Raw genomic sequence first — 21661 nt, forward strand, 5'->3', positions numbered from 1 at the left:
TCTTTACAACTTTCGGTGGGTCATCAAGGGTCAATTTGTTGTAATCAAGCTTTGTGATATCGGTCCCTTTAGGTGGTCGATCACCCGCATCTTCAAGCCAAGTAATATAATCGTTTAAAAGTTGAATCAAACTGTTTTGCCACTTGATTTTATTAACTAAATACATGACAATCTGAAGTAGATTAGGCATCTCTTTTCACTCCTTAAGTGATGAATGTTTGTTTTGGTAAACTTCATTTTATCAGATTAAGGGGGGAAGAGGTGCCTTTTTGCATTTCAATTGATAGAGCAACGATAGTTGCATTAAAATAGCACGAAAAAACAAAAAAATTGGTAATTACTCGAAACGGCATGGAGGTTAAATTATGAGTATAGAAATTATCAGACCCTCTCGTTACATCCATAGTCTTGGCAAACTAAAGGTGAAGGTGAATCACAATCGGGTAGTAAAAATGAAAAATGGCGAAACGAAGACTGTTGATTTGGGTCAACAGCAGGCAATATTACAGGTTAAACACTTTGGAACAAAAAGCAACAAGTTGACCGTTACAGATGGCGACTCGGTTGAGCTTGGAATTAAAAAGTGGGTGTACTGGCAACCTGTTATTATAGGCATTGTTGTTTTTATAAGTTCCATGCTTACACCTCAAGTTGAAACTCTCCCGATATTTGAAAACTGGCCTGTGCTTTTAGTGGCCGGTCTGGTTGGAGCAACTATGGGTTTGCTAGCTGGTATTCCCTATTTATTCTTCGACAGTTATGAACTCTACAAAGTTCATGAATAGATAAGTCTATTTGTATACTCACTGCAGGCAAGCACGCTACATAACCCAAGCCTATTCAGCTTAAGATGGGGAGGAAAACTGAATGAAAACATTAATCGCTTATTCAAGCAAGCACGGCTGCACGGAAACATGCACTCGTCTGCTGGCTGAACGTCTAGTTGGGGAAGTTGAAAGAGTCAACTTAAAAGACACGTCTGAAGTGAATTTGTCAGCTTATGATGCGGTAGTTGTAGGTAGCCCGGTTTATGCGGGGAGAATATTGGGAGAAGTTCGAACATTCACTGAAGAGCACTTGGATGCCCTGATGGAGAAAAAACTGGGACTGTTTATCTGTGGGATGCAGGAAGAGCACACTATTAGAGAAGAACTGGAGCTAAATTATCCTGCTGTACTTAGGAAAGCTGCAGTAGCAGTGGATTGTTTTGGCGGAGAGTACCATTTTGATTCCATGAATCTTATGGAAAAAATGATTGTAAGAAAACTAGCCAAAGTAAAAGAGGATGTATCTGATATTCGTGAAGACACCATTCAGCAGTTTGCAGACAGCTTAAACAAAGTTGAAGAAGACGATAAAGATACACCATTGAGTTAACAAATTGTGTGCTAATATTCTAGAAAATAAAAGCAAACACCTCAGAACCAGCAGGTTTCGAGGTGTTTTTTTTACACGTTATACCGGTTTTTCCAGCTCTTTGGAAAGCTCAATCGGTTGCCGTAAACGTAACGGATCAGCTGACCATGATGTTGAACTTCATGCTCCAGTAGTGAAAATAAAAGGTCCGTCTGTATGCTGTTGAGTTCATTCTTCTGGAGATAGGAGAGGCAATCCACTGAACTGGCTGTCAAGCTCTCAAGGACTCTGGATGGAGAAGTCACATCGGTTAAGGAGCATGAAAAACCGCTCCATTTATTTTGAATAATCGCCTCCAAGTAACTTTCCCGTGCACCTACAATACACCACATCTGTTCATCTATTGTATTTGAGGGTATATCTCTCAGTCTCATTGTCAACTCCTCACCAGATAAGGAAGATGCAAGGTCCTCTGTTAAGTTAAATGCTGTTTCGAGTCGTTCAGTCAGTTGAATCATTGAAGGCTCCTTTTTTGATTGGTTTATACAGGTATCAATACCGTCAGTCGACGAGTTAAATCACTGAAATCCCCAGCACGGTCAGGTTGGCGTTCCCGACGAGTTTCGTTATCAGTCGGGCAAGCTGGTCCTCAGGGTAGTCGCAGTCATTTTTCAGCCACCAGTTGACTGTCATAAAAAGAATTCCCAGACTGTAATCGATGATCAGTTCGACTGGTACTTCCATATCGGACTCCATGATGCGCAGGCGGCTCAGAATATCCTGATAGGAATCGGTCACCAGTTTTTTAAATTTATCGGTCAATATATGCTTGTCAACAATTGAGAGGATGAGGACATACGTGTCTTTGTCCTCTTTTATCTGTTCGAGAAGCTGCGTCAGCACCATCTGAACATGCATCAGCTTCACTTCATTGTCATTGGTCATGACAGACAGCTTCATAATGGCTTGGATGGATTCCAGTTTCTGTTCGATGATCTTTTCAACCAAATCATCTTTATCCTGAAAGTAAGCATAAAAGGTTGAACGGTTAATCATCGCTTCATCCGCAATATCCTGGATAGTGATGCCGGTATAGTCCTTTAAACTTAGCAGATTGTAAAAGGCAGTATAAATAGCTTTCTGTGTTTTTAGTACCCGCAAATCCTGTTTTTTGTTCATGTCATCCTCCCATCCGACAATTTTCTCAATGTGTTGTGTATCCGACAAATGACTTATTTTAATGATTGTTAATAGTATAACAAGACTATATACTTTAAGCAAAGTTTTGAAGAGTCGGTTTCAGCACGACGAATGGGAGTCTAAAGGAGTGGATAACTATGGAGCAAAAAAAGGTTTTTGCTGGTATAGATGTTGGTTCAACAACAATTAAACTGGTCGTTATGGATGAATGGAATCACGTACTATTTAAACGCTATGAACGGCATTATTCAGATATAAAAGATGCTGCCAGACGTTTAGTCGGTTTTGCTAGTGAGGTGTTTCACGATAATCCTCTCCATATGAAAGTGACCGGATCTGGCGGGATTGGTATTGCAGAAGCACTGGAAATCGACTTTATTCAGGAAGTGATTGCGTGTTCGAAAACAGTAGAGCATATGATCCCAGAAACAGATGTGGCCATAGAATTGGGCGGAGAAGATGCAAAGATTACCTTTTTCGGGGCATCGATGGAGCAGCGGATGAATGGGAGCTGTGCAGGCGGAACCGGCGCGTTTATCGACCAGATGGCGATGCTTTTAAATACAGATGCTGAGGGACTCAATGAACTGGCGAAAGGACACAAGAAGCTGTATCCGATTGCTTCACGCTGCGGGGTGTTTGCAAAGACGGATGTCCAGCCGCTGATAAATGATGGAGTCGCTCGGGAAGATATTGCTGCTTCTATTTTTCAAGCGGTAGTGAATCAGACCATTGCCGGTCTGGCATCTGGACGCAAAATTAAAGGGAAAGTAGCTTTTCTAGGTGGCCCCCTTACGTTTTTAAGTGAGCTGCGTCAGCGGTTTATCGAGACACTTAAAGTGAGCGAGCAGGATGTTGTTTTTCCTGAAGATCCACAGCTCTTTGTAGCAATGGGTGCAGCCTATGATGCCAAGGAGACCGAACCGATCTCTTTCAAAGAACTGCTTGAACAGTTGAGTGACGATACTATTCTTGATCTCAATCCCTCCGTTCGTCTGAATTCCTTGTTCAAGTCTGAAGAGGAACTGCTGTTGTTCAGAAAACGCCACGGGCAGGCTAAAATTGAAGAGCAGCCATTACGAACGTATAAAGGCATTGCCTTTTTGGGGATTGATGCCGGTTCAACGACGACAAAGGTCACTCTGATAAATCCTGAAGGAGAAGTGCTGTGGCAGTATTACGACTCCAATGACGGCGACCCATTGAATAAGACAATTAGTATTATGAAACAGCTCTACAGAGAAATGCCTAGAGACGTTTATATCGGCCGTTCTGTTACGACAGGATACGGTGAGGCACTGATTAAGAATGCCTTGAAAGTAGATCAGGGCGAAGTTGAGACTATTTGTCATTATAAAGCAGCTGAACGTTTCCAGCCAGGTGTGGATTTTATTCTGGATATCGGCGGTCAGGATATGAAGGCCATGACAGTTAAAGAGGGCGTACTGTCTTCGATAAAGCTGAATGAAGCCTGTTCCAGTGGCTGCGGGTCCTTTATTGAAACACTCGCCAAATCACTCAATTACAATGTGTATGACTTTGCTGATGCGGCGTTAACGTCTCGGGCGCCCGTTGACTTAGGTTCTCGCTGTACAGTCTTCATGAATTCCAAAGTGAGGCAGATGCAGAAAGAAGGGGCAAGTGTAGCGGATTTATCTGCCGGCTTGTCGCTTTCTGTAATTAAAAATGCCTTATTTAAAGTGATTAAAGTCAAGGATCCTAGGCATTTGGGAGAAAAGATAGTCTGTCAAGGTGGAACGTTCAATAATGAATCAGTTCTGAGAGCCTTTGAACTGATTTCCGGCCGGGAAGTGGTGCGACCGAATCTGGCTGGTCTGATGGGGGCCTATGGTTGTGCGCTGATTGCACTGGAAAGTTATACAGGAGAAGACCGTTCAACACTTTTGTCACTGAAGGAACTGGAAGAATTTACCGCTGAGAAGAAATTTACAAGGTGTACTTTATGTGCGGACAAGTGTGCATTGACCATGACGATTTTCAAGGACGGCAGACGATTTGTCACAGGAAATCGCTGTGAAAAAGGAGCTGATATGCATCTGAAAGGAAGAGAGAAAAAGGAACGCATTAATCTGTATGAGTACAAGTATAAGCGTCTGTTTGAATACAAGACACTGAACAAAAAAGATGCACCTAGAGGAGTCGTGGGCATTCCGCGTGTGCTGAATATGTATGAAGACTATCCGCTGTGGGCGACCTTCTTTAACCGACTCGGCTTTAGTGTTCAGTTATCCGGCCGGTCCAATCAGAAGTTGTATGAGGACGGCATTGATACCATTCCAGATGATACCGTCTGCTACCCCGCTAAACTGGTTCACGGTCATGTCAAGCAGCTGATTCGAAAAAAACCGGACTTAATTTTTTTCCCTTGTATCAATTATCAGCAGCAGGAAGAGCGGACAGCGGTCAATTCCTACAACTGTCCGATAGTCATCTCTTACCCTGACCTGATTTCTGTCAATGTGGATGAAATAAGAGAGGGGGCTGTGGATTACCGTCACCCGCATCTGAATCTGTTGAATGACCGTCATGTCATTGAGGTGCTTTACGAAACATTCAAGGACAAAGGTATTTTGAAGGATGAAATTAGAGAGGCCTATCTGCTTGGAAAGTCTGAGCTGGAATCCTTTAAAGGGGATATGAAAAATAAGGGAGAAGAGGCCCTTCATTACATGAAAGCCCATAATGAGCAGGGGATTGTTCTTGCTGGGCGTCCGTATCATGTGGATCCTGAGGTCAATCATGGCGTTGCCAATGTCATTAACGAAGAAGGTTTTCATGTGCTGACTGAAGACAGTGTCTTTCATCTGCAGGAGGTAGGAGAACTGCGGGTGGTTAATCAGTGGTCCTATCACTCCCGCTTGTATGCCGCAGCGCGCGTGGTGACGAAGTTTTCGAACATTGAAATGGTCCAGCTGAACTCCTTCGGCTGCGGCCTGGATGCGGTCACGACCGAACAGGTCCAGGACATTCTGGAGCAGTACGGAAAGATTCATACGGTCCTGAAAATAGATGAAACATCGAATCTCGGCGCGATTCGCATCCGTATACGCTCGCTCAAAGCCGCCATGAAAGAGCGGAACCTACAGCACATCAGACCTTTAAAAAAATATGATTTACCTGAAACCATCACCTTTACGAAAAAAATGAAGGACACACACACGCTTCTGCTGCCGATGATGTCACCGATTCATCAGACTGGGCTGATAGAAGAAGCCTTAGTTGCCTCCGGCTATAACGTTGTCCAGATCACTGAGGATACGGGATCTGAAGGTGTGGACGAAGGATTGAAATACGTCAATAACGATGCCTGTTTCCCGGCAATCATCACAATTGGTCAACTGGTGGATGCACTGAAAAGTGGGCAATATGATTTGAATCACACATCAGTCATGCTCACTCAGACGGGTGGCGGCTGTCGGGCAACGAATTATATTCCACTCCTTGAAAAAGCGCTGAACGATGCTGGTTTTCCCGACATACCGGTCGTGTCCATTTCTGCAGGAAATAAAGGAACCCAGAAACAGGATGGTTTTAAGCTTACCTTGCCGTTGATTATGCGGACTTCCATCGCCAGCCTCTATGGGGATCTTTTCCAGAAAGTAGTCTACCGGACACGTCCGTATGAAGTCGTCAAAGGCTCTGTGGATGCCCTTCACCAGAAATGGGTTAGAAAAGTGAAGACCAATATTCATAATGGGAGCATAAGAGAATTCAATAAGAATATGAAAAAGATTATCAGAGACTTTGAAGCCATCGATATTGTGGACACCAATAAACCGAAAGTAGGTATCGTTGGCGAAATACTGGTCAAATATTCGCCGACAGCCAATAACGATGTCGTCAGATTACTGGAAAAAGAAGGATCAGAAGTCGTCGTTCCCGACCTGGTTGGCTTTATGAATTACAGTTTATATAATCAGCAGTATAAGGCAGACCAGCTTGGCTTTTCTAAAAAGAATAAAGCCATTTCCCAGTTTTTGATTAAACTTATTCAGCTGGCAGAAAAACCGATGAATCAGGCACTTAAAGCATCGGAACGCTTTACACCTTTCCATTCCATCTATGACATTGCCGAGGGTGCACAGGCAATCACATCCATCGGGAACCATACCGGAGAAGGGTGGTACCTGACCGGGGAAGTCGTTCAGTTTCTTGAGAACGGTGTCTCCAATATCCTGATTATGCAGCCGTTTGGGTGCCTGCCGAACCACATTGTCGGCAGAGGCATGATGAAAGAATTCAGACGCCAGTATCCGCACGCCAATATCACAGCGGTAGATTACGATCCGGGTCTCTCCATCGTCAACCAGCTTAACCGAATAAAGCTTATGCTGGCCGGAGCTAACTAACTCATCTCTCAAGAAAAAACTGCTCTTGCACTTGCGTAGGAGCAGTTTTTTTGAATTGCAATGTCTTTAATAAGCTTGTCGATCGGTATATAAGTTGACAATTAACCAAGGAGGGTCTATACTTGATTTAACGATTACAAGTGTAAACTAACTGATAAATGTACGAGGAAGATATTATGGGATTATTAGTAGATGGAAAGTGGCACGACAAGTGGTACGATACGGAAAAAATGACGGGCGGTTTATCCGAGAAGAGTCGCAGTTCAGAAACTGAGTGACAGCGGACGGCAGCGCGGGACCAAGTGGTGAAGGCGGCTTTAAGGCTGAAGCCGGGCGCTATCATTTATACATTTCAAATGCATGCCCATGGGCTAACCGAACCATGATCATGCGTAAACTGAAAGGCCTTGAAGACATGATTTCCGTGTCAGTGGTGCATCCACTGATGGCTGAACACGGCTGGACTTTTGAAGACGATGAAGGGGTCGTTAAAGATCCACTTATTGATGCGGATTACCTGTATGAAATCTATACGCATGTAGAACCGGAATATAGCGGTCGAGTTACCGTGCCTGTACTGTATGACTTGAAGCAGGATAAAATCGTCAATAATGAATCATCAGAAATCATGCGTATGCTGAATTCTGCCTTTGACGAAGTGGGCGCTAAAGAAGGCGACTACTATCCTGAAAACTTACGCGATGACATTGATGCGATTAACGACAGAGTTTACGTGGCCATCAATAACGGGGTTTATAAAGCTGGTTTCGCGACTAAACAGGATGTCTACAATGAAGAAGTAACAAAGCTTTTTGAAGCGCTGGATGAAATGGAAGAGCGTCTTGGAAAGACACGTTATCTGACAGGTGACCAGGCGACAGAAGCTGACTTGAGACTCTTTACGACACTCGTCCGTTTCGACAGTGTCTACTATACACACTTCAAATGCAACATCAGACGTCTAACGGATTACGATAATCTGTGGCGCCTGACAAGAGAACTCTACAATATGCCTGGTGTTTCGGATACGATCAACTTCAGACATATCAAAGAACACTACTTCCGCAGCCATAAGAACATCAATCCGACAGGCATCGTTCCCGTTGGACCAGAATTGGACTTCAGTCTTTAAGTAAAATAAGGTAGCCTTCCAGACCGCTGGAAGGCTATTTCTTTATTTAACAGTTACTTCAAGCTGATCGATGGAGCTCGGGGTGGGTTTTAGCCTTTTATTGCCCACTCAAACATGTTCAGGCTATGAGTGGGCAATGATTTACTGATTATTGTCCACCCAAATACAAATCTTAAATGAGTGGTCAAAAGACTGCAGATTATGGACAAGTGAAACTGACTTTTCGTTTGAGTAGGCAGTAATTCAGAGATTAGTGACCACCCGGAATAAAAATCTAGTTGAGTGGGCACTAAAAAGAGAATAAAACTGTTAGGTTAATGAACAATGATATTAATAAATAATATACATCAGTCCAATTGAAAACCTCCCCCATTATCTTTACAATTAGGTCAGATAATAGTTTAGAGAAGAGGTGTTCTATTGGATAATGAAAAAGAGGTCCATAGAGAGCTAAAAGCATTTAAGCGCGGAAACTATGCGGTAATAATAGCTGCAGTAATTATTCTATTTTTAAGTATTTTTCAAGGCAAAGAAATGAATGAAGTAGCCTTCATCCTTTTTGCACAAAGTGGGGCTCTTGTTTTGACTAGAAGGGACCAGTACTCTCGAATAGGATTTATTGTGTTGTTTATTATATGGCTGACTGCTTTAAGTGTGTCATTTATCAGTATAATATCTTAATATGGAAAAAAGCTGTTCGAAAAACATAAAGTAAAGCCTTTATACAATCGGGGGAGAGACTAATGAAAGTTACATTGACGAGACCAAAACGTTATTTTACTGGAAACAGCAAAGTGAAGGTCAGGCTGGATGGAGCAGTTGTCGCGGAAATAAACGGGGATGAGACCGTCGACATTGAGCTGACTAAACAGGAGCAACAAGCTGACGGTCAATCCTGGTGACACAGTCAAAATTAAGTTCCATAAGTGGGTACACTGGGAACCAGTTTTCACAGGACTTATTACTTTCCTTAGTCTATTCATCATATCTCAGCTTCGCCTGCATAATGTTCTGGAAGAGTTCTCTCTCTGGTTGACTGGTGGAATAATTGCATTGGTAATCAGTATTCTGATCGTTATCCCCAACTTATTATTTGAAAAATATATCCTGTATAAGGAATAAGCACAACTTGTAATATTAGAATTAATTTGATACTTACATAAAAAGGAGAGATACAGTGCAGGTCAAAGTAATCAGACAGGAACATTTCTGGGAGAAAGGCACATATTTTTCGTTAAGGCTGGATGGCGATGTCGTTGGAAAAATTGCCAATGGAGAAACAAAGCACATTAACCTGAATAGGCGACAGTCTGTTCTTCAGGTAAAGCAGTACAGAATAAAAAGCAATAAACTCAAAATCAGTCCGGGAGATTGTGTCAGATTAACTATGAAAAAGTGGGCGCTATGGTGGCCGCTATGTATTGGGATTGCGGCTATCATTGGTACAGTTCTCAGCGAAATGATGCATGCAGACAGGTTGCTGGAATCTGGATCCAGCTGGCCAATTTTCATTTCTGCAGGAATTATCTCATGGGGAGTCATGCTGCTTCCTTATCTGCTATTTGATTCATTCGACTTATATAAGGTTTAACCACTAAAAAATAAAGGTCATGACTCCACCGGCTGGGTCTTTTCATCTGTGGGATGCAGGAAGAGCATACGTTAAGAGAACAGCTGGAGACCAATTATCCGGAGGAGCTGCTAGAGGCTGCGCTGGTGAGGGCGTGTTTCGGAGGAGAATTTCATTTCAATACGATGAATCTTGTCGAAAAAATGATCATCAGAAAAGTAGCTAAAGTTAAGGCAGATGTTTCTGAAATCAGAGAAGAGACAATCAGTGCGTTCGCCCATACGATGAATGACAGTCGCGAAGTAATCGAACAAAATTAATCAATCAACAGAATGAGCAGGTGTATCTATGTTTTTGCATGCAGTAACGTTTCCTTCAAGTGAAGCTGAGTTTTCTTTTTTCATTGAGATCAAGCGCAAAGTCTATACGACTTTTTATCCCTTTCAGGTCCTGTCCAATAAACAGCTGGAACGGATAGACTGTGTGCCGATCACGATTCTTTATGGCGGCAACGGGTCCGGGAAGACGACTGCTTTGAATGTCATTGCTGAAAAGATTGGAGCAGAACGCGATGCCTTGTATAACAAGTCGTCATTCTTTGAAGACTACCTTGCATACTGCAGCATTGAGCCGGCCTCTGACGAACCGGATTTCAAGCGAATCATCACTAGTGATGACGTATTTGATTATGTGCTGACATTGCGGTCGGTTAATGAAGCCATTGATGAAAAAAGAGAAGAGATGTTTGAGGATTATCTGGAAACGAAATATGCCCAGTTCCAGTTGAAGTCATTGGATGACTATGAGCAGCTGAAAAAGATGAACGAAACCAGACGAAAAACGCAGTCTCGATTTGTTAGAGATAATTTGATGAACAATATAAGAGAACAGTCCAATGGGGAAAGTGCCTTCAAGTATTTTGTAGATAAGATAGAAGAGAACGGGTTGTACCTGCTCGATGAGCCTGAAAACAGTCTGTCCCCTGAACGGCAGCTTGAGCTGAAAAAGTATATTGAGGACTCGGCCCGTTTTTTCAACTGTCAGTTTATTATTTCAAACCATTCACCGTTCTTTCTGGCGATGCAAGGTGCTAAAATAATCGATCTGGACTCAGAGCCGGCAACTGTCAGAAAATGGACAGATCTGGGAAATGTCCGGGCCTATCAGAGGTTTTTCGACGAGCATCGTGATGCGTTTGATTAAAATATTCACGAGTACAAAATACTTTGTTTGAATAGTAGAAAAGAAGCCAGCTGAACTCTTTTAGAGCTGCTGGCTTCTTTCCTGTGATAATGTATTTTATCAGATACACTATATGGATAGTGCTTTTATTTTATTTATTCACTGTCTTCTTTTTCTCTAATTAGTCCTTTTAGTGCATCTTTTGATTCAGGAGGATTACTTAAAACATTCCTCACTTCATCAAGATCCGGCTCCACATTCCAGGTCAGGATGCCGACGGGTTTATTGTCCTCCAGATAGTAGACGACCTTGCCGCCATCCACTTCATCGATGTAATAATCAAGTTCGGGATCGAGCGTACCGATGGCTTTCCAAGAAATATCAAAGACCATTGAATAAAAATAAGGGGTATAGTCATAAGGCTCCTGAGCACCAGCCATATTTTTTCCTGCAGTAGTTCCAGATTTACGAGCATGATCCACATGTTCAATACGATTTCGTCCAAGAATTGGGTCTGGGTAGTAGGCAATATCTCCTGCAGTGAATATGTCTGGATCAGATGTTCTAAGGTATGTGTCAGTTACTACCCCTTCATCAACTTCAAGACCCGATTCTTCTGCAAGCTCTAGTAAAGGCTTGACACCAAGACCTAATACAATTGCATCTCCATACACTTTCTCACCGTTATCAAGAGTGACTACTAGGTCGTCGCCATCTTTATCGTAAGATACAGCTCGAGTTCCACTAATCAGCTTGATGCCATGGTTTTTATACGTGTTCTCGTATTCTTCGGCTAGTTCTTTAGGCAAACGATTGTCACTAAGTGTATCCTGTGGATAAATAAAAGTGACCTTGGTGTTATTCAGTGCAAGGTTAGCTGCTAGTTCAGTACCAATATAACTACCTCCAACGACTATAACATGATTGCCAGAACCTGAAATACTTCTTAAAGTGCGATAGTCATCGAATGTTCTGAACGCAAGCACGCGAGAATCATCGGGCCCCTCGATGCGTTGTGGCTGTCCACCAGTTGCCAGAAGCAATTTTCCGTAACTGAATGTATGGCCATCGCTGGTCCGAACTGCTTTGTTTTCTTTATCTATAGAGACAGCAGTGGTCTGAAGAAAAATCTCTGCACCTGTCTCTTCGGTATGAAAGGGAACATCTTCTTCTGTAAAGTCATCATCTGTCCATATTTTTTTAGTTAGAGCAGGTCTAGTATAAGGTGAATCATTTTCTGAAGAAATAATACCAATCGTTCCATCTTTATCAACTTCTCGGATTCCCTTGGCTGCAAACCCTGCTACTGTTCCTCCACCGACCATTAGATAATCAAAATGTTTTACTGAATCTTGTGTCATCTGTGCATTCTCCTTTATCGTTTAGTGTTATATTGTTGCTACTGAACCACCATCGACGCGGTAATTGGATCCATTTACAAAAGATGCCTTATCTGAACATAAGAATAAAATCACTGGAGCGACCTCTTCAACTTTTCCGCGACGCTTCAGTTCAATATGCGGGCGTTCCTCGTCAAGGAAGGACTCAATGGCTTCTTCAAATGAGACACCCAGTTTCTCTGACCGTTTTTCCATCATCTTATCGGTCATTGGGGTTTCAATAAAAGCTGGAGAGACAGTGTTGACGAGCAGTCCTTCCGTGGCATAGGTTCTGGACAGTCCTTTTGAAAAAGCCAGGATGCCGGCTTTGGAACAGTCATAGGGCAGTTCGTCCTTGTATGGCTGAAGCCCATTTTCGGATGAAATAAAGACGATTCGTCCCCAGCCCTTGCTTCTTAAATCAGGTAGGAATTCCCGGACGACACGTACCGGTCCAAGCAGATCATCTTCGATCGTCTGTACCCAACCTGCATCATTGATTTCATGAAAGAGTCCTTGGACACCGACCGTTCCAGCATTCTGCACTAGAATATCGATCTCTCCAACCTCCTCTTTTATGTAATCATGTAAGGCTTTCAGATCGTCTGCATTTGTTATATCTGCCGGGTAGGAATAAAGGGTGGCTTTAGAATCAAGCCAGTCTATGGTCTCTTTCAGTTTTTCTTCATTGATGTCAGTGAGTACGACAGTTACACCTTCTGCCAGAAACAAGCGGGCCGTTTCTTTACCAATACCGGCAGCGGCTCCTGTGATCAGTGCGACCTTGTTTTTTATCCCTAAATCCATGATGAATTCCTCCTGTGAGATCTGATAGTTTAATGACAGCGATTAAAAGCCTCGTTACTGTAAAGGGTACTCCACACGTGTCAAAACTTCAATTATAAGGCTTGACCATTAGGCCAGGCCTTACTATGAGTGAATGAACATAAGTTTTTTGAAATAAAACTGTACACCCTTCTGAAATAAAGGAGAACTGATCGGATTTTCTCCTTAGAAAACAGCAATACTGGAATTAATGAGGGAACAATAGAATGCCGTTCTGTGGTATTCTATAAGTAAAGAGAGAGGTTGTTTCAGAATAGATAGGTAACAGGTCGAACTCGTTTAGAAGACTGATAATGGGAGGAGAGTGTTATGTCTATTGATAATAAATGGCATCACCTGACTGTGGAATCCATCATGGAGTCTTTTGGCACCGATAAGCAGCAGGGGCTGTCTCTTTCGGCTGTCAAGAAGCAGAGGGAGGCATTCGGGTCCAACACGCTGCCAGAGAAGGCAGTCACACCCGAATGGAAGAAGTTCGTCAATCATTTCAACGATATTCTGATTTATATTCTGCTGGTAGCGGCTTTAGTCACACTGATTTTAGGCCACTACATCGATACAGCCGTTATACTTCTTGTCGCAGTCATAAATGCTGTGATCGGCTATATTCAGGAGAACAAAGCCGAAAAAGCGCTGGAGTGTATCCGTAATCTTCTGTCATTTCAGGCTACTGTATTAAGGGAAGGAATCAGGGCAGAAATCGATTCAAAAAACCTTGTGCCCGGCGATATCGTTCTTCTGAAAGCAGGGGACAAAGTGCCGGCTGACATGAGACTCTACTAGATTGAACGGTTGAAAGCGGAAGAAAGTCCATTGTCAGGTGAATCAGCCTCAGTCTAAAAACAGACAGCCGCATTGTCAGAAGAAACAGTACTCGGAGACCGGACAAACATGGTTTTTTCAGGAACATCTATTTCTTCCGGGACAGCTAGAGGAATTGTCGTCGCAACAGGTGAGGATACTGAAATCGGTCAGATCAATCGAAGCATGAAAGAAGTAGAGGACATGAAGACGCCTCTCCTCCAGCAGATCGATACGTTCGGTAAGGTGATTTTAATTGTCATTCTGGTTCTGGCTCTTGTATTGTTCAGCTTCGGGCTGATTATTCATGATTACGAATGGGGAGAGCTGCTTCTGTCAGTGATCGGATTGACAGTGGCGGCTATACCGGAAGGACTGCCGGCCATTCTGACGATGATTCTTGCCCTCGGTGTGCAGACGATGGCAGACAAGAAAGCAATCATGAGGACTTTGCCGTCAGTTGAAACGCTCGGAGCGGTCACGGTGATCTGTTCTGATAAGACAGGTACTTTGACAAAAAATGAAATGACAGTGAAATCAGTCATTACCCGTGATAAACTTATTAATGTAACCGGCACGGGCTACAAGCCTGAAGGTGAACTGATTGAAGAGGAAACTGGCAAGCAAGCCGACGTCAAAGGGTAGTGGCTCGTCAGAGGAGATCCGATGGAAGGCTGTCTGATTACTTTGGCTAAAAAAGCCGATCAAAAGAGTGAACATCTGGATCTTCCATCTTTTCAATGTGAGAAATGAGCGGCATTTCAGCTTGAACAGGCATTTCTTTGATAATTAGGCAGCCTTTATTGTTTCGGCTCTGCTTATCCTGTTTCAGCTCGCTGTCACCTATGTGCCGTTTTTAAGCGAGGCCCTCGGGTTATATCCGATAGAAGCATTCTACTGGCTATTCCCTCTTGGGCTTGGACTGATCGTCTTTATCGTAGTGGAAATAGAAAAATATCTGACTCATCATGTGTTTAAACGAAAATAAAAAGGTAAGGGAAGCCCTTCAGGAGGACAGCTTATGTACAGACATAAAAATGAACCGGTCGATGTAGTGATCGTCGGAGCCGGCTTGGCAGGGTTATCTGCCGCAGTAAAAGTGAAGGAAAATGGATTTTCATTTAAAGTGCTCGAAGCCAGCGATCGCGCAGGCGGAAAGGTCTATACCGAGTTTTCTGAAGATGGCAAACGATTCTATGAAAAAGGGGCTCAGTTTGTCAACAAGGATATGACAGAAATGATCAGCCTGATCGAGGGAGCCGGCATGGAACTGAAAGACACGCGCCTGGCAGATGAGTCGATCGTTATCAACGAGAAAAACAAGAAAGCGATCAATTTCAGCATAACTGAAAATCAGGATCTGCTGAATGATTATGAACTTGAAGAACACTCACCACTATCAACAGTTTTAAGCCAGTCGATAGAAGACAAGTGGGAACAGAAAATGCTGAAGAGTTACATTGCTGCTGAAACGACTGTAAGCAGTGACTATATCAATGCCAAAGCAGCAAGAAAACTGATCAGCCGGATCACGACGCGAGAAAGTGAGCTTAAATATCAGGCCAGCGGTCCCCTGAATAATGTGATTACTCATTTGACAGGTCAATTGGGTGATGCGATCCATTATCACGAGCCGGTAATTTCAATCGATAAAATCGAAGAGACCTATCATATTAAAACTGAACACGGGAATACGTTTGAGGGACGTGCACTTATACTGGCGATTCCACCGACCGTGGCCAACCGTATCGACATGCCGGAATCTCTTCAGAACCACTTCCGTGAAGCCCTGGACAGCTTCCTGGATGGATCAGTCATCAAACTGACTTTCCTGTACGACGAAGATTTCTGGAGACATCATAAAGTTGGTGGAAAAGAGAAGAAGGTATTCGGTGTCATTTATGTTGGAAACGAAGGCGTCAATGTCATGGACTCGTCTAATGGTGAAGATGAAAATCGTCTGACGATGTTTATTGGTGGAGACAAGGCCAAAGATCTGGTCAAAGTTCCCCCGCAAGTCAGAGAGAATTTCGCTCTGGATCGCCTGATTGATGTCTTTGGGGAAGAGGCAGAAGGCTATAAAGATATAGAAGAAAGTATCTGGGTCGACTCGCCGTACACCGGTGGGGGATACGGTGCGATGGTCCACACAGAAGGCAATGAGGATGCTGATGACTTTTTGGGCGTACCTTTTGAACAAGTTGTGTTTGCCAGCACTGAACTGGCTCCGCAGTTCACTCACTTTATGGAAGGAGCTATCCGCTCCGGCAAGCAAAGTGCAGAACGACTGATCGAGGCAATGGGAAAATAAAGCAATCAACGCACTAATAAAGATGAAGAGGAAGACACTGGCCCGCGGGCCAGTGTCTTTTCGTTACTTCAAAAGATGAGATGGGCCAAATACCGGGACTGGATGCGTGCAGAGACTGGAATGATCAGGCGAATGCCTCATATTAGTCGTATATGAGGTGTTCAGCATAGTAAAAGAGCAGCGAATCGCTCATAACTCTGTGATATGAGGCACTCGTCTAACTAAAACAGGTATGAATGCCTCATAAACACAACTTATGAGGCATTCAACCGCCCCTACAGTTACTGAGAGATGAACCTGTGTCTGTTAAATATTTTTAAGTTGATTAGTTATTGAACAGTACGGCACGACGCATCTGGATATAAAAAAAGGAACCCGGAAGCTATATGCTGGGTTCCCATCATTAGTAAAATCTTTACAGTTCTGATACTTCTGGAACTACATCATCTTGTACAGCAGGGACGTCTTTAAGGAAGTATGTGGCATATACTTTGTCAATAATCAAAGCGAGCGCATTGTCACCCGAAACGTTTGCGGCCGTGCCAAAACTGTCCTGAGTGATATAAAGTGAAATCAGCAGGTTGCCCAGAGTACCAGTCGGATCGATGCCGACCATATAGACGAATGGCAGGGAACTCATGATAGCTCCCCCCGGTGCTCCCGGAGCGGCAACCATGGCAACTCCTAGAGTGGCAATGAAACTGGCCATAATACCGAACCCAAACGGCATGTCGAACATCAGTAGTACAGCTGTCACACAGGACGTGATGGCCACCATGCTTCCCATGAGGTGGATCGTGGCGCTCAAGGGAATGACGAATTCACGAATTTCTCTGGATACTCCATTTTTACGTGCACATTCCATATTGACTGGAATAGTTGCGGCCGATGACTGTGTCCCTAAGGCAGTGAAATAGGCGGGAATCTGATTTCTCATAAGTGTGAGAGGATTTTTCCCAGTGTATAGGGCTGCCAGTACGAACATGATCGTAATAAGAAGCAGCTGGAGAGCAATCACGATCAAGGCGACACGCCAGAATACGGATAGTAATGAAAAGACCGTTCCAGTATAGCTTAGATTTAGAAAGTTACCGAAAATAAAAACGGGTAGTAGCGGAATAATGACAGATTTCAAAATTAGTGTAATGATTTCCCCGAAATCATTAAAGAACTGGTACATGGTTTCTCCTTTGCCATCTTCACGCAGCCATGAAATAAATATGCCAAAAAGAAAAGCGAAGACGATAGCCGATGTAACACCGAATAATGGATCGAGCGGCAAAGTAAATAGTGGTTCCAAGGCAGCAGTTTCTTCCTGTACAGTGTCTCTCACCGACGCATCTATAAAGAGCGGAAAGAGTGAAGACGCCAGGAAATAAGCGATGAACCCAGCGATCAAAGTCGATGAATAGGCAAGCAGGGCATTAAGGCCTAAAAGCTTTCCTGCCCCTTGTGAGATATCTGAAATCCCTTTGACCACATACCCTACGATCATCAATGGAATAATGAAAGACAGCAGACTGCTGAACAGACTTGATACAGTGACTGGGATCTGCAGAATAAAGTCAGGTATGAACTGGATCTGACCGACAATAACCCCCAGTAGAATAGCCAGAAGCAGTTTCGGGACCAGCCCGAACTTAAGTGAATGCATCTTTTTCATAATAAATTCCTCCCCTAAATTTTGTCCTTTAAAGACCTCTATTTTTTCCTCCTAAAAAGGATGGTCTGACTAGTATACTATATTAGGAAACAATTAGAAATATAAAAGTGGAAATTAATTTAAAACAATCACGCTGGCTCCCTTTTTATCTTGTCGGATGATATAGTAGAAGAGATAAACAGGAATTGGAGTGGATGTATAAATGAAAATTGCACTGATTGAATCGCTGCGTGTCCCTGAAACACTGATCGAACGGCTGGCCCAGCCCATTAAAGACAAGGGTCATGAGTTTATCTACTATAACGAGAAGACTACAGATACAGATGAACTGATCGAACGAAGCAGAGATGCGGACATCGTCATGATCGGAAACAATCCCTTCCCGGAAGAAGTGGTCGATGCTTTGGACAAGACTCAGCTGATCAACGTCGCATTCACAGGTGTGGACCATGTAGGTAAAAAAGCGGCTGATCGAAAAGGCATCAGTATTGCTAATGCAGCAGGCTACTCGGATCAGTCTGTTGCAGAACTGGTCATCGGATTGACTCTGGCTGTCTACCGGGCAATCTCAAAGGGGAACGAGGATGTCAGATCAGTAGATTTCCCCGGCATGATTCAAGGGAGAGAAATCCACGGGAAGACAGTCGGCATTATAGGGACAGGCAACATAGGGCTGAAAACGGCTCAGCTATTCAAAGCCTTCGGAGCAGACCTGATCGGATACAGTCGCACAGAAAAAGAGGAAGCTAAGGATCTGGGACTTGTCTACAAATCGCTTGACGAGGTCTTTAAGGAAAGTGACATCCTTTCCCTTCATCTGCCGGTGACCGACGAAACGAAAGGACTCGTCTCTTCAGAAAAACTGGCTTTAATGAAATCATCAGCTATTCTGATTAATTGTGCGAGAGGACCGATCGTCGACAATCAGGCACTGGCTGATCTTTTGAACAAGGATGAGATCAGCGGAGCGGGTATCGATGTCTTCGATATGGAACCGCCACTTCCACAAGACTATCCTCTGCTTAAGGCAAAAAATGCGGTGCTGACTCCTCATGTGGCCTATCTGACAGATGAGGCAATGGTTAAGCGGGCGCATATAGCTTTTGACAACACCTTGGCTTTCATCGAAGGAAATCCTAAGAATATTATCAGGTAAAATAAAAACGGGCTGCCTCTTATCGAGACGGCCCGTTTCATTTTGTCCGATTTATTTGAATGCCAGTCTTAAATTGCATCCAGTTCGTTTTTCAGATACTTAGCCAGTTCAAGCATAGCAAATTGACCGGCTTCTTTTTCGGCATCTTCATTGTAGTTAGTGTTCGTATTGACGTCGTATGTGTAGACGTCGCCTTTCTCATCGATAATGAATTCCAGTGCAGCGACATCGATATTCTGAGCATTCAGAAAATGCGTGTAGCGTTCGATCTGGTCTTCCGGCAGACGGTCGATGATCTTGAACTTGCTATCTTCCTGAATCAGCTGTCCGTCAGGTCCAATCTGGCAGGCATCGGCCGGACACAACTCAAAGCCGTTGCTCGAATCAACTTTCACGGCATAGACGTATTCACGTCCGACAAATTCCGAGCGAATGATGTGGCCGTCTTCTGAACGGATATACTGCTGGATCAGACTCAGTCCGTCAATCGAATCTTCAAAATCGGGCCCATTGATGTACTCCTTCAGTTCATCCATTGTATAGATAAGCTGGACACCAAGCCCTTTACCAGCCCGGTTGTGCTTAATGATAAATGGAAACTCATTCAGCTTTTCAGCTGCCTTGATGATGTTGTCTTTACCGACAGCACCGATCGTATAAGGTGTTCTAATCCCACTGGCCTGAAGTGCAAGATACTGTTTGAGCTTGCTGACCTCAAGAGAGAGCGCGCCAGTCCCGTTAATGACTCTTGCCTCTTTCTGTTCCAGCCAGGTCAGAATCTGATCAGTCAGTTCCGGTGCGTAGCGGTGACCTCTCGTATGAGAAGAGGCACTCATCCGGTTGTAGTAGACCGCGTCTTCGGGCAAATCCTGTATATCGATCATGCCGTCTGACAAGTCCCATTCGTCATAAGGCACATTCAGTTCTTCCAGACGTCTGATCAAGTGTTTAGTCCAGTCCATATTTTCATGCAGAATAATTACTTTTTTCATTTAAACGTACTCCTTTGTCAGTAAACTCATTGTCTATTATCCGGAAAACACTTACTTTTTGCAAGTGTATAATCGTATAGAAGGAATTGAAGTGGTGCATAACTTAGGAGTGTGAGTATTCAACTGTCAATTACCTAGGTTTATTAATTTTGAATTTATTAACAATTTTCATTGGGAAAAGTGTGCGATCGGTTTAAGGTGTTAATATAGGATAGTGAAAGAAAAGCCGAAAGATCAGAAGCCGGGTAATACGAAGATGCTGTGGTCATTATCGCCTATCGAGGAAGTATGAAGTACTCTTAATAAAAAAATGAAAATAAAAGAAGGTCTTACAGAATGCGTAAAAAGGTAACGATAATTATAGGAAGTGTAGCGGGGTTAATATTTCTTATTATAGGAATGTTTTTTTTCGTAGTTTTGTGCAGTAAAGTACTGGATTAAGCGACTTATGTCGAAGACGACCCATTGCCGGATACTGTTGAAGTGTCACGTACTAATGTCATGGCAGCTGGTGAGCAAGGCAGTATTAACTAAAAAGACGATTATGGAAACGGGGGAACGGTTGTATTCAGTTTCAAATCAAGGGATAAAATCGAGTATATGGATGATATAAGTACGTTCCCGGAACATATGGAAGATGATCAAGGATTGTTTGACAGTGTAGCGCGAGAACTAATTGAAGAAGCAAATAACGAAGCTGCCTCAGAAGAAGAATCCGAAATGCCCAATTGACCGATAAACCGATACAACCGAAAGGGAGCTAGCGACATTTTGAAGGTTCATAAGACTATAAACTATAACTAGCCACCATCTAATGGCATCTAACAGACATGTAGGGAAATATACTACAGCTAGAAGCCATCTAGTGACATTAAAAAAGTGCATAAGAAAATAAACTATAACTAGAAGCCGTCTAATGGCATTTCACTGGCACGATTGGAAATATACTACAGCTAAAGGCCGTCTAGCGACATCAAAGAGTCATATAAAAAAATAAGCTACGACTAGAAAACGCAGAGGGATAGATTAAGTCTCATATTTACTCTTTAACTGTAATTAAAGGCTTATTTAATTGTAGTATTGACTGAGCTTGAGAAGCAAACTGCAAGTAGAACTGATATAATAGCTAAGTGAACCAATTTCATAACTAACTTTTTAAAAAAGGAAACACTCGTCTAATTTCAAAATGACTATTTTTTAAAAATTACACGGCTATTTCTTTTCTGTTCTTTCTCTCAGCTAACCGTTGGTTTGCATAGGTTCGTGCATTGTATGCCAGTTGAATCAAACGATAAAAAGCATTGGCATGATCGGCTTTATAAAAGCGTGTAGCATTGAGTTGATAGGCATCTTTTAAGTAAGCGTTGACTCGCTCGACACTGCTTCGCTCATTGTAGATACGCTGCCAAGCTTGTGTGCCTCTTGCGGGATGATTGTACTTTCTGGCATCATCCATTTGTTTTACCTTATAGACTTTTTGACACAGCCCCGCATTTTTTAAGGGGCACTCCCGGCAATGGGCTTCTGGTCGAACATACTTGAGGGCACCATAACGTTTATCATAGCTGTCGTACTTATAGCTGTGTTCACGAAAACAGGTAGGGGCATAATGGTCATCAACTTCCCCATTATGTTTCGCTTGTCTTTTTAAGGCGGTGATCGGCTCTTGACCAGAGTTGTGAGCTTCCGTATAAATGTCTTTG

At 43.2% G+C, this 21661-nt stretch carries 20 protein-coding genes and 2 pseudogenes; 14 read left to right on the forward strand and 8 right to left on the reverse strand.

Annotation, left to right across the window (positions count from 1 at the left end; all coding sequences use genetic code 11):
- Nucleotides 1-190, reverse strand: a 190-nt coding sequence (locus tag ACYQ2O_RS04995) for a hypothetical protein (protein WP_459796109.1), incomplete at its 3' end; no start/stop codon positions are given.
- A gap of 175 nt (nucleotides 191-365) precedes the next feature.
- On the opposite strand from ACYQ2O_RS04995, the gene ACYQ2O_RS05000 reads away from it, so the two are divergent.
- Both ACYQ2O_RS05000 and ACYQ2O_RS05005 read left to right on the forward strand, forming a co-directional pair.
- A complete protein-coding gene (locus tag ACYQ2O_RS05000; RefSeq protein WP_346024880.1) occupies nucleotides 366-785 on the forward strand; it encodes a hypothetical protein in 420 nt (139 codons plus the stop codon).
- A gap of 82 nt (nucleotides 786-867) precedes the next feature.
- Nucleotides 868-1377, forward strand: coding sequence for a flavodoxin domain-containing protein (locus tag ACYQ2O_RS05005; RefSeq protein ID WP_346024881.1), 510 nt, complete (start codon nucleotides 868-870; stop codon nucleotides 1375-1377).
- A 71-nt stretch (nucleotides 1378-1448) separates the two neighbouring features.
- Here ACYQ2O_RS05005 and ACYQ2O_RS05010 read toward each other — a convergent pair whose 3' ends face one another.
- Both ACYQ2O_RS05010 and ACYQ2O_RS05015 read right to left on the reverse strand, forming a co-directional pair.
- Nucleotides 1449-1874 (reverse strand): hypothetical protein, encoded by a 426-nt coding sequence (locus tag ACYQ2O_RS05010; protein ID WP_346024882.1) that lies wholly within the window; start codon nucleotides 1872-1874, stop codon nucleotides 1449-1451.
- 55 nt (nucleotides 1875-1929) lie between these two features.
- Nucleotides 1930-2535: a TetR/AcrR family transcriptional regulator gene (locus tag ACYQ2O_RS05015; RefSeq protein WP_346024883.1), complete on the reverse strand. Its 606-nt coding sequence runs from the start codon at nucleotides 2533-2535 to the stop codon at nucleotides 1930-1932.
- A 158-nt stretch (nucleotides 2536-2693) separates the two neighbouring features.
- On the opposite strand from ACYQ2O_RS05015, the gene ACYQ2O_RS05020 reads away from it, so the two are divergent.
- From ACYQ2O_RS05020 to ACYQ2O_RS05050, 7 genes and pseudogenes are all read left to right on the forward strand, one after another.
- Nucleotides 2694-6926, forward strand: a complete 4233-nt coding sequence (locus ACYQ2O_RS05020) for an acyl-CoA dehydratase activase-related protein (protein ID WP_459796111.1) — start codon at nucleotides 2694-2696, stop codon at nucleotides 6924-6926.
- Nucleotides 6927-7102: 176 nt separating this feature from the next.
- Nucleotides 7103-8058 (forward strand): annotated as a pseudogene (locus ACYQ2O_RS05025) (glutathione S-transferase family protein).
- Between the two features lie 420 nt (nucleotides 8059-8478).
- On the forward strand, nucleotides 8479-8739 hold the full coding sequence (locus ACYQ2O_RS05030) for a DUF6442 family protein (RefSeq protein WP_459796112.1): 261 nt from the start codon (nucleotides 8479-8481) through the stop codon (nucleotides 8737-8739).
- A gap of 62 nt (nucleotides 8740-8801) precedes the next feature.
- The gene (locus ACYQ2O_RS05035; protein ID WP_346024886.1) at nucleotides 8802-8960 is read left to right on the forward strand and encodes a hypothetical protein; all 159 of its coding nucleotides are present in this window, start codon (nucleotides 8802-8804) and stop codon (nucleotides 8958-8960) included.
- A gap of 275 nt (nucleotides 8961-9235) precedes the next feature.
- Nucleotides 9236-9649: a hypothetical protein gene (locus ACYQ2O_RS05040; RefSeq protein ID WP_346024887.1), complete on the forward strand. Its 414-nt coding sequence runs from the start codon at nucleotides 9236-9238 to the stop codon at nucleotides 9647-9649.
- Nucleotides 9650-9702: 53 nt separating this feature from the next.
- Nucleotides 9703-9948, forward strand: coding sequence for a hypothetical protein (locus ACYQ2O_RS05045; RefSeq protein WP_459796113.1), 246 nt, complete (start codon nucleotides 9703-9705; stop codon nucleotides 9946-9948).
- Between the two features lie 28 nt (nucleotides 9949-9976).
- Nucleotides 9977-10831 (forward strand): AAA family ATPase, encoded by an 855-nt coding sequence (locus tag ACYQ2O_RS05050; protein ID WP_459796114.1) that lies wholly within the window; start codon nucleotides 9977-9979, stop codon nucleotides 10829-10831.
- Between the two features lie 134 nt (nucleotides 10832-10965).
- Here the strand turns inward: ACYQ2O_RS05050 and ACYQ2O_RS05055 are convergent, their stop codons facing one another.
- Complete coding sequence (locus tag ACYQ2O_RS05055; RefSeq protein ID WP_459796116.1) at nucleotides 10966-12171, reverse strand: NAD(P)/FAD-dependent oxidoreductase; 1206 nt, start codon at nucleotides 12169-12171, stop codon at nucleotides 10966-10968.
- A 27-nt stretch (nucleotides 12172-12198) separates the two neighbouring features.
- Nucleotides 12199-12996: an SDR family NAD(P)-dependent oxidoreductase gene (locus ACYQ2O_RS05060; RefSeq protein ID WP_459770475.1), complete on the reverse strand. Its 798-nt coding sequence runs from the start codon at nucleotides 12994-12996 to the stop codon at nucleotides 12199-12201.
- Nucleotides 12997-13344: 348 nt separating this feature from the next.
- Between ACYQ2O_RS05060 and ACYQ2O_RS05065 the strand changes: the two are divergent.
- From ACYQ2O_RS05065 to ACYQ2O_RS05075, 3 genes and pseudogenes are all read left to right on the forward strand, one after another.
- Nucleotides 13345-14481, forward strand: a pseudogene (locus tag ACYQ2O_RS05065) (HAD-IC family P-type ATPase).
- A gap of 157 nt (nucleotides 14482-14638) precedes the next feature.
- Nucleotides 14639-14824 (forward strand): cation transporting ATPase C-terminal domain-containing protein, encoded by a 186-nt coding sequence (locus ACYQ2O_RS05070; protein WP_459796121.1) that lies wholly within the window; start codon nucleotides 14639-14641, stop codon nucleotides 14822-14824.
- A 33-nt stretch (nucleotides 14825-14857) separates the two neighbouring features.
- A complete protein-coding gene (locus ACYQ2O_RS05075) occupies nucleotides 14858-16147 on the forward strand; it encodes a flavin monoamine oxidase family protein (RefSeq protein ID WP_459796117.1) in 1290 nt (429 codons plus the stop codon).
- A gap of 415 nt (nucleotides 16148-16562) precedes the next feature.
- On the opposite strand, the gene ACYQ2O_RS05080 is transcribed toward ACYQ2O_RS05075, so the two are convergent.
- On the reverse strand, nucleotides 16563-17801 hold the full coding sequence (locus ACYQ2O_RS05080; protein WP_346024905.1) for a dicarboxylate/amino acid:cation symporter: 1239 nt from the start codon (nucleotides 17799-17801) through the stop codon (nucleotides 16563-16565).
- Nucleotides 17802-18012: 211 nt separating this feature from the next.
- Between ACYQ2O_RS05080 and ACYQ2O_RS05085 the strand changes: the two genes are divergently transcribed.
- Nucleotides 18013-18966, forward strand: coding sequence for a 2-hydroxyacid dehydrogenase (locus ACYQ2O_RS05085; RefSeq protein ID WP_346024894.1), 954 nt, complete (start codon nucleotides 18013-18015; stop codon nucleotides 18964-18966).
- Between the two features lie 68 nt (nucleotides 18967-19034).
- On the opposite strand, the gene ACYQ2O_RS05090 is transcribed toward ACYQ2O_RS05085, so the two are convergent.
- Nucleotides 19035-19958, reverse strand: a complete 924-nt coding sequence (locus tag ACYQ2O_RS05090) for an ATP-grasp domain-containing protein (RefSeq protein WP_346024895.1) — start codon at nucleotides 19956-19958, stop codon at nucleotides 19035-19037.
- A gap of 600 nt (nucleotides 19959-20558) precedes the next feature.
- Between ACYQ2O_RS05090 and ACYQ2O_RS05095 the strand changes: the two genes are divergently transcribed.
- Entirely contained in the window at nucleotides 20559-20690 is a 132-nt protein-coding gene (locus tag ACYQ2O_RS05095; protein WP_459796119.1) for a hypothetical protein, read from the forward strand.
- 472 nt (nucleotides 20691-21162) lie between these two features.
- On the opposite strand, the gene ACYQ2O_RS05100 is transcribed toward ACYQ2O_RS05095, so the two are convergent.
- A partial coding sequence (locus tag ACYQ2O_RS05100) for a transposase (RefSeq protein WP_459796120.1) occupies nucleotides 21163-21661 on the reverse strand: 499 nt, incomplete at its 5' end.

Source organism: Alkalibacterium sp. m-11 (assembly GCF_054658155.1).